The sequence below is a fragment of the Deltaproteobacteria bacterium genome, assembly GCA_016223005.1.
GTDB lineage: Bacteria > Desulfobacterota > GWC2-55-46 > UBA9637 > GWC2-42-11 > JACRPW01.
The window spans coordinates 34,204-41,434 of record JACRPW010000045.1 but is presented as its reverse complement, the minus strand read 5'-3'; the positions used below and the strand labels follow the sequence as shown (position 1 = coordinate 41,434).

The 7,231-nt window shown below is 40.7% G+C and carries 9 protein-coding genes; all 9 read left to right on the top strand.

Going from position 1 to position 7,231, the window contains the following annotated elements:
* Nucleotides 1-289, top strand: a 289-nt coding sequence (locus HZC45_05690) for a hypothetical protein (protein ID MBI5682640.1), incomplete at its 5' end; no start/stop codon positions are given.
* Between the two features lie 97 nt (nt 290-386).
* Complete coding sequence (gene cysC, locus HZC45_05685; protein MBI5682639.1) at nt 387-992, top strand: adenylyl-sulfate kinase; 606 nt, start codon at nt 387-389, stop codon at nt 990-992.
* 56 nt (nt 993-1,048) lie between these two features.
* Nucleotides 1,049-1,777, top strand: a complete 729-nt coding sequence (locus tag HZC45_05680; GenBank protein MBI5682638.1) for a phosphoadenylyl-sulfate reductase — start codon at nt 1,049-1,051, stop codon at nt 1,775-1,777.
* Between the two features lie 78 nt (nt 1,778-1,855).
* Nucleotides 1,856-3,022 (top strand): sulfate adenylyltransferase, encoded by a 1,167-nt coding sequence (gene sat / locus HZC45_05675; GenBank protein MBI5682637.1) that lies wholly within the window; start codon nt 1,856-1,858, stop codon nt 3,020-3,022.
* A complete protein-coding gene (locus HZC45_05670; protein MBI5682636.1) occupies nt 3,019-3,636 on the top strand; it encodes a lytic transglycosylase domain-containing protein in 618 nt (205 codons plus the stop codon). Before sat ends, HZC45_05670 begins: the two co-directional genes overlap by 4 nt.
* Nucleotides 3,633-4,607, top strand: a complete 975-nt coding sequence (locus HZC45_05665; GenBank protein ID MBI5682635.1) for a deoxyhypusine synthase family protein — start codon at nt 3,633-3,635, stop codon at nt 4,605-4,607. The genes HZC45_05670 and HZC45_05665 overlap by 4 nt, the downstream gene beginning before the upstream one ends.
* The gene (gene speB, locus HZC45_05660) at nt 4,601-5,530 is read left to right on the top strand and encodes an agmatinase (GenBank protein MBI5682634.1); all 930 of its coding nucleotides are present in this window, start codon (nt 4,601-4,603) and stop codon (nt 5,528-5,530) included. Before HZC45_05665 ends, speB begins: the two co-directional genes overlap by 7 nt.
* Nucleotides 5,531-5,606: 76 nt before the next feature.
* Complete coding sequence (locus HZC45_05655) at nt 5,607-6,155, top strand: arginine decarboxylase, pyruvoyl-dependent (GenBank protein ID MBI5682633.1); 549 nt, start codon at nt 5,607-5,609, stop codon at nt 6,153-6,155.
* On the top strand, nt 6,152-7,174 hold the full coding sequence (locus HZC45_05650) for an ATP-grasp domain-containing protein (protein ID MBI5682632.1): 1,023 nt from the start codon (nt 6,152-6,154) through the stop codon (nt 7,172-7,174). Before HZC45_05655 ends, HZC45_05650 begins: the two co-directional genes overlap by 4 nt.
* Nucleotides 7,175-7,231 lie beyond the last annotated feature (57 nt).

Below are 7,231 nucleotides of genomic sequence, written 5' to 3'. Positions count from 1 at the left end.
ACCATCAACCCAGTTGACAGAGGCGATAATGAAGGAATACCGTCAGCGCGGATATGAAGAAATCGGCAAGGTGCAGATCAATGCAATGGAGGAAAATGTTGACTTTGATGCGGTTACTACACACGGCGACTTTGTTGAAAAGGCCATTGAGGTGATTGAAAGATACAAAGTAGATACAGCAGTGGCAGTGAAAAGAAAGCGGTCAGTGTTTTTAAAATACTTTTCAAGGTCAAGGGTAGATGAACTAATTGAAAGGGCGGCTTGCAAGGTAGAGGTGTTTGAGGAATAAGACAGGCAATTGGCAAGGGGCTATAGGCTATGGGTTAAAAACCTATTAACCATTGCCCATTGCCCATTGCCTATAGCCTGTATTTAAAGGAGGCAACATGACACAGCAAAAGGCAACAAACATAAAATGGCATCACGGAAAGATTACAAGAGACGACAGGATAAAACTGATGAAGCAGAAGGGCTTGACCATCTGGCTTACAGGTCTTTCAGGTTCAGGCAAGTCAACCATCGCTGTTGAACTTGAGCATGCCCTGCTTGAAAATAAACATCAGGCATATATACTGGACGGCGACAATATCCGCCACGGTCTGAATAAGAACCTTGGTTTTTCACCAGAGGACCGTTCTGAAAATATCAGAAGGATTGGCGAGGTTGCAAAACTATTTACAGATGCGAATATTATAACAATAACAGCCTTTATTTCACCGTATAGGGCAGACAGAGATAATGCAAGAAATTTGCAAAAAGAGTTTATAGAGGTCTATGTCCAATGTCCTTTGGATGTGTGTGAAGAAAGGGATACAAAGGGATTGTATAAAAAGGCCCGTGCAGGTGAGGTAAAGGAATTTACAGGCATATCAGCGCCGTATGAAGAACCATTAAACCCTGAGATAACCATTGATACATCAAAGATGTCAGTTGAAGAGTCGGTAAGGACGATAATAGGTTATCTGGAGAAAAAGGGGTATGTGAAGTTTTAGAAAAACCGTGATGCGTGTGCGTGATGCGTAGGAAAGACCGTATAACGGTATTTTATATGAGAATAGATAACATCACAAAAGAAACTCTGGCTCAACTAAATGCCATGCCTGCGGAGGGACTGATAAGGTGGGCACTTGAAAACTTCGGGAATAGGTGTGCCATAGGCACAAGTTTTCAGTTGACAGGCACTGTGATTGTAGATATTGCCAGCAGGGAATTAAAGAGATTCAGGGTTTTTACCATTGATACCCTTCGTTTACACCATGAAACATACGAAGCGATAAATAATACTGAAGAAAGATATGGCTTGACTGTTGAAAGATTTTTCCCTGCTGAAAATAAACTAAAAGATATGCTGGATAAATTCGGTGAATATCTTTTCTTTACGAACAAGGCAAAGCAGGAGTACTGCTGCTTTATAAGAAAGGTTGAACCGAATAAACGGGCGCTCAAAACCATTGATGTCTGGATAACAGGACTCAGAAAAGACCAATCAGATTACAGGAAGAGTGTGCCAAAGGCAGCGGTTATTGAAGATGACGGCAGAAAGATTTTAAAACTTGCCCCGCTTGCTGACTGGGATATGGCAAAGGTATGGAAATATATAAAAGAACATAATCTGCCATACAATAAATTATTTGACAAAGGCTATGACTCTATTGGCTGCATAATATGCTCAACACCTCTTACTAAAGGCGAACCGCCCCGTTCAGGCAGGTGGAGGTGGTTTAGCAAAGAGGATGATAAGAAGGAGTGCGGAATACATGTTCAAAACAGTGAGTAGTGATCAGTGAATGGTGAACAGTTTTTACTATTCACTAAATACTATTCACTGTATCTAAAAAAGGAGGAAACAAAAGAGATGCTAGGTTTAATTGAGCCGCATGGCGGCAAACTTGTAAACAGAATTTTGGAAGGTAAGGAAAGGGAAGATGCCGCAGAAAAATCCCTGAAACTGAAGAAGGTGGTTCTTAATGACAGGGAGGCTTCTGACCTTGAGATGCTCGCTATTGGTGCATTCAGCCCTTTAGAAGGTTTTATGAAAAAGGATGATTACCATAGTGTTATGGACAACATGAAACTCTCAAATGGTTTACCGTGGACAATCCCCATTACACTTTCTATTACAAAGGGTGAGGCAAAAGATTTAAAAGAGGGTGAAGATGTCAGCCTTGTAAATAAAGAAGGGCAGATACTGGCTGTTCTGAATATTGAAGAGAAGTTTGAACATGATAAGGAAAAGGAATCTGACCATGTTTATGGCACAACGGATTTGGCACATCCGGGTGTAGCAAAGGTATTTGAGATGGGTGATATACTTATAGGCGGTAAGGTGTCTGTGATACATAGGGTAAAGCAGGATGCATTTAAAAAATACCGGCTTGACCCCAAAGAGACCAGACAACTTTTCAAGGAAAAAGGATGGAAAAGGGTCGTTGGTTTTCAGACAAGAAATCCAATACACAGGGCGCATGAATACATCCAGAAATGTGCATTAGAAACAGTTGACGGGCTTATGATACACCCGATTGTAGGCGAAACAAAAGGTGATGATATATCTGCAGATGTCCGGATGAAGTGCTATGAGGTGCTTATGGAAAATTATTATCCAAAGGATAGTGTTGCGCTCATTGTCCTTCCTGCAGCAATGAGATATGCAGGTCCAAAAGAGGCGATATTCCACGCCCTCATCAGAAAGAACTACGGCTGCACACATTTTATTGTTGGCAGGGACCATGCAGGTGTAGGCAATTATTACGGCTCATTTGATGCCCATTATATATTTGACGAGTTTGACCCTGATGAAATCGGCATAAGACCTATGTTCTTTGACCATACATTTTACTGTAAAAGGTGTGAAAGCATGGCATCATATAAGAGTTGCCCCCATGATTCCAGCAATCATATAATCCTTTCAGGCACAAAGGTAAGGGAGATGCTGAAGGCAGGACAGATCCCGCCTGTTGAATTTACAAGACATGAGGTGGCACAGGTTTTAATAGAATCTATGAAGGGTATAGAAAAATGAAGGGTCTAAAGAAATATATTTATATATTGATTACAATAACTGCTGTTTTGATTGCAGGAGGTATCTCATTGTATGGAAAGGGTATGATTAATAAATTTGATTACTCTCAAGACAAAAAATACTTATACACACTTGACACTGTGAGAAACTATACTACAGGGCTGAGCCATATTGAAGAAATCAATCTGGCAAAGATTATTATTGAGGAGAGCAGTAATTACGATATAGACCCTATGTTTGTTATCGCCCTTATAGAAAAAGAGAGTTCATTCTTTAATTGGGCAAGGTCAAATATGAATGCAATAGGGCTTATGCAGATAAGACCGCATGTTGGCAAGTATATTGCCGACGATTTAAACATAGAATGGAAAGGGGAACATACCCTGTTTGACCCGTACATCAATATTAAGATGGGGATTTATTATTTTTCTGTTTTGCACAAGAGATTCGGAGATACAGCCCTTGCCCTTACCGCATATAACAGCGGGCCCACATATGTTGACGATATGATGAATGAGGGCAGGGGAGTGCCGCGATATTTTGCAAACAAAGTAGTATCTATGTATCAAAATCATCTAAATAGGTTTGGAGAAGATCAAGGTGGTGTAAATTGACAAAAGGACCGATCTCAAAATTTATTGAAACCCATTTCCTTCATTTTAATGCTGCTGCGCTGGTTGAAGCGGCTAGGGCATACGAAGGTCATCTGAATAAGGGCGGCAAGATGATGGTTACTCTGGCAGGTGCTATGAGCACAGCAGAACTTGGGAAATCCTTTGCCGAGATGATTAGACAGGGCAAGGTAGATATAATAAGTTGCACAGGCGCAAACATGGAAGAAGATGTCTTTAATCTGGTCGCGCATTCACACTATAAAAGGATACCCAATTACAGGGATTTAACACCGCAGGAAGAAGTGCAGTTATTTCAAAATGGCTTTAACAGGGTTACAGATACCTGCATCCCTGAAGGCGAGGCAATAAGAAGGATAGAGCATCATATTTTTAAATTATGGAAAGAGGCAAATGATAATGGAAGAACTTATCTGCCGCATGAGTTTTTTTACAGCCTTTTAAAAAGTAAGGTTCTTGAGCAGTATTATGAGATAGACCCAAAAGACAGCTGGCTGCTGGCTGCTTGTGAAAAGAACCTGCCTATGATTGTGCCTGGGTGGGAAGATTCAACACTCGGAAATATCTTTGCCTCATACTGCATAACAGGCGAATTAAAACCAAATACAGTTAAATCAGGTATAGAATACATGGTATATCTTGCTGATTGGTATATAAACAACAGCAAAGGGCAGGGCATTGGATTCTTCCAAATCGGCGGCGGTATTGCAGGGGATTTTCCTATATGTGTGGTGCCGATGTTGAGGCAGGATTTGCAGAAGAAGGACACACCTTTCTGGTCATATTTCTGCCAGATATCAGACTCTACAACAAGTTATGGTTCATATTCAGGTGCTGTGCCGAATGAAAAGATAACATGGGGCAAATTAGGGACAGATACCCCTAAATTTATTATTGAATCAGATGCAAGTATTGTTGCACCTCTTATCTTTGCGAGGGTATTAGGGTGGTAGGGATTCCACATAACTTTGGTGGTCTTGATGAAAAGACCGCATCTCCTGAAAATGCAAGGTTCGTTGTCCTGCCTGTTCCGTATGACATGACAGCATCTTATCAGAGCGGCGCAAGAAAGGGTCCCCTTGCAATCATTGATGCCTCAACCCACATGGAACTGTATGATGAGGAACTTGGTATAGAGGCATATAAGGCAGGGATTCATACAATGCCGTATCTTGAGCCTACATCAAAAGGGCCCGAAGACATGGTGAATGTTTTATATGAGGCATCCAATGATATTATACGGCAGAATAAAATACCTGTAATGCTTGGAGGAGAGCACAGCATAACACTCGGGCTTGTAAGGGCGCTTAAAAAAAAATATCCAAAGATGTCAGTTTTACAATTAGATGCCCATGCTGATATGAGGGATGAATATCAGGAAAGTCCTTACAATCATGCCTGCATCGCAAGAAGGATAATAGAAATATGCCCGATTGTTCAGGTTGGCATAAGGAGTTTATCTGTTGAAGAGGCGGAGTTCTTAATGAAAACTCAAAACTCAAAACTCAAAACTCAAAACTGTGGTATTTTCACTTATTTTGCAAAGGATATTATAAGCAGCATTCCTGTGAAGGATATTTGCAATAATCTTACAGATGATGTATTCATAACCATTGACCTTGATGTTTTTGACCTGTCTATCATGCCGGCAACAGGGACACCTGAACCCGGTGGTTTAAACTGGTATGATGTTACAAGGTTACTGCGGTCTGTTGCTGAAAAGAAGAATGTAGTAGGCTTTGATGTTGTTGAGTTGTGTCCTATACCTGGTAATGTTGCGCCTGACTTTATGACTGCAAAACTTGTTTACAAGATGATGGGATATGTAGTAGAAAATATTAAAAATAAAAATGCAAAAATTAAAATGACAGATTAAAATGTAAAATAAAATACCTTATTTTTGATATTTGATATTTGGTTTTTAATATTTCTTTCAAAGGAGGGTTTAAAAAGTGAATTTTGTTCCCAGACGGGTATTTTTTACAAAGGGGGTGGGCACTCATAAAGAGGAACTCCATTCTTTTGAACTTGCACTCAGGGACGCAGGCATTGAAAAACTGAATATAGTGGCAGTCTCCAGCATATTTCCTCCTGCATGCAAAGTTGTATCAAGGTCACATGGCTTGAACATGCTTTCTCCGGGGCAGGTTACATTCTGTGTAATGTCAAGATGCTGCAGCAATGAGCCAAGAAGACTCATAGTATCATCTGTCGGATGTGCAATACCAACTGACAGAAAATTGTATGGATATTTAAGTGAACACCATGCCTATGGGCAGACAGATAAGGCAGCAGGTGATTATGCTGAAGACTTGGCAGCAGCAATGCTGGCATCAACACTGGGCATAGAACTTGATGCAAATCTGGGCTGGGATGAGAAAAAGGAGATATACAGAATAAGCGATAAGATAGTTAAGACAACAAATATAACACAGTCTGCAATTGTCAAAAGCGATGGAAGGTATACAACAGTGGTGGCTGCCGCTGTGCTTATACTATGAGGGTTGCAGTAACATACAATGTCAAGAGTAAAGGGGTTAAAAGGGAAGGTCTGCCACCTGATTTCTACGCCGAGTGGGATGATGAGGAAACAATATCTGCTGTCAAAGATGCCCTTTCAGAAAGGCATGATGTTGTATTGATAGAGGCTGATAAAGATGCATATCTAAAACTTGCAAATGAAAAACCTGATATAGTCTTTAATATTGCAGAGGGCATTCATGGAAGAAGCAGAGAATCTCACATCCCTGCAATATTAGAGATGCTTGAGATACCATATACAGGTTCTGGACCATTGACACTCGGTATCTGCCTTGATAAGGCAAGGGCAAAAGAGATGCTGGCATATTACGGCATTCCCACGTCCATGTTTTTTGTAGTTCACTCTCCACTCTCCACTCTCCACTCTCCACTCTCTTTCCCCCTCATTGTCAAACCTCTTTATGAAGGCTCGAGCAAGGGTATAAGAAATGATTCTGTTGTTCATAATGAAGGAGAACTGGATAAAAAGATTAAATGGGTTTTAGATGAATATAAACAGCCTGCGCTTGTTGAGGAGTTTCTTGAAGGACGGGAGTTTACAGTTGCCATGCTCGGTAATGGTGATGAACTTCACTGCCTTCCCATTGTAGAACTAAATTATTCTACTCTCCCTCAAGGTGTTAATCCAATCTATTCCTATGAGGCAAAGTGGATATGGGATACACCTGATAATCCGCTGGAGATATTTACCTGTCCGGCACAGATAGATGAAAAACTGAAAACAGAGACAGAAGATATCTGTAAAAAGGCATTTAATATGCTGGATCTAAAAGACTGGTGCAGGATAGATGTGCGGCTGGATGCCAGCGGCAACCCCTATATTCTGGAACTCAACCCCCTGCCGGGCATACTCCCTGACCCAAAGAATAACTCCTGTTTTCCAAAGGCAGCAAGGGCTGCTGGAATGGATTATAACAAACTTATAAATACAGTTTTAGATATTGCATGCAAGAGGCATGGACTACAAGTTAAAAGTTAGAAATCAAAATGCAAAATGACAAGTCGAAATCTAAAAATGATATTCCTTAATTTTGAT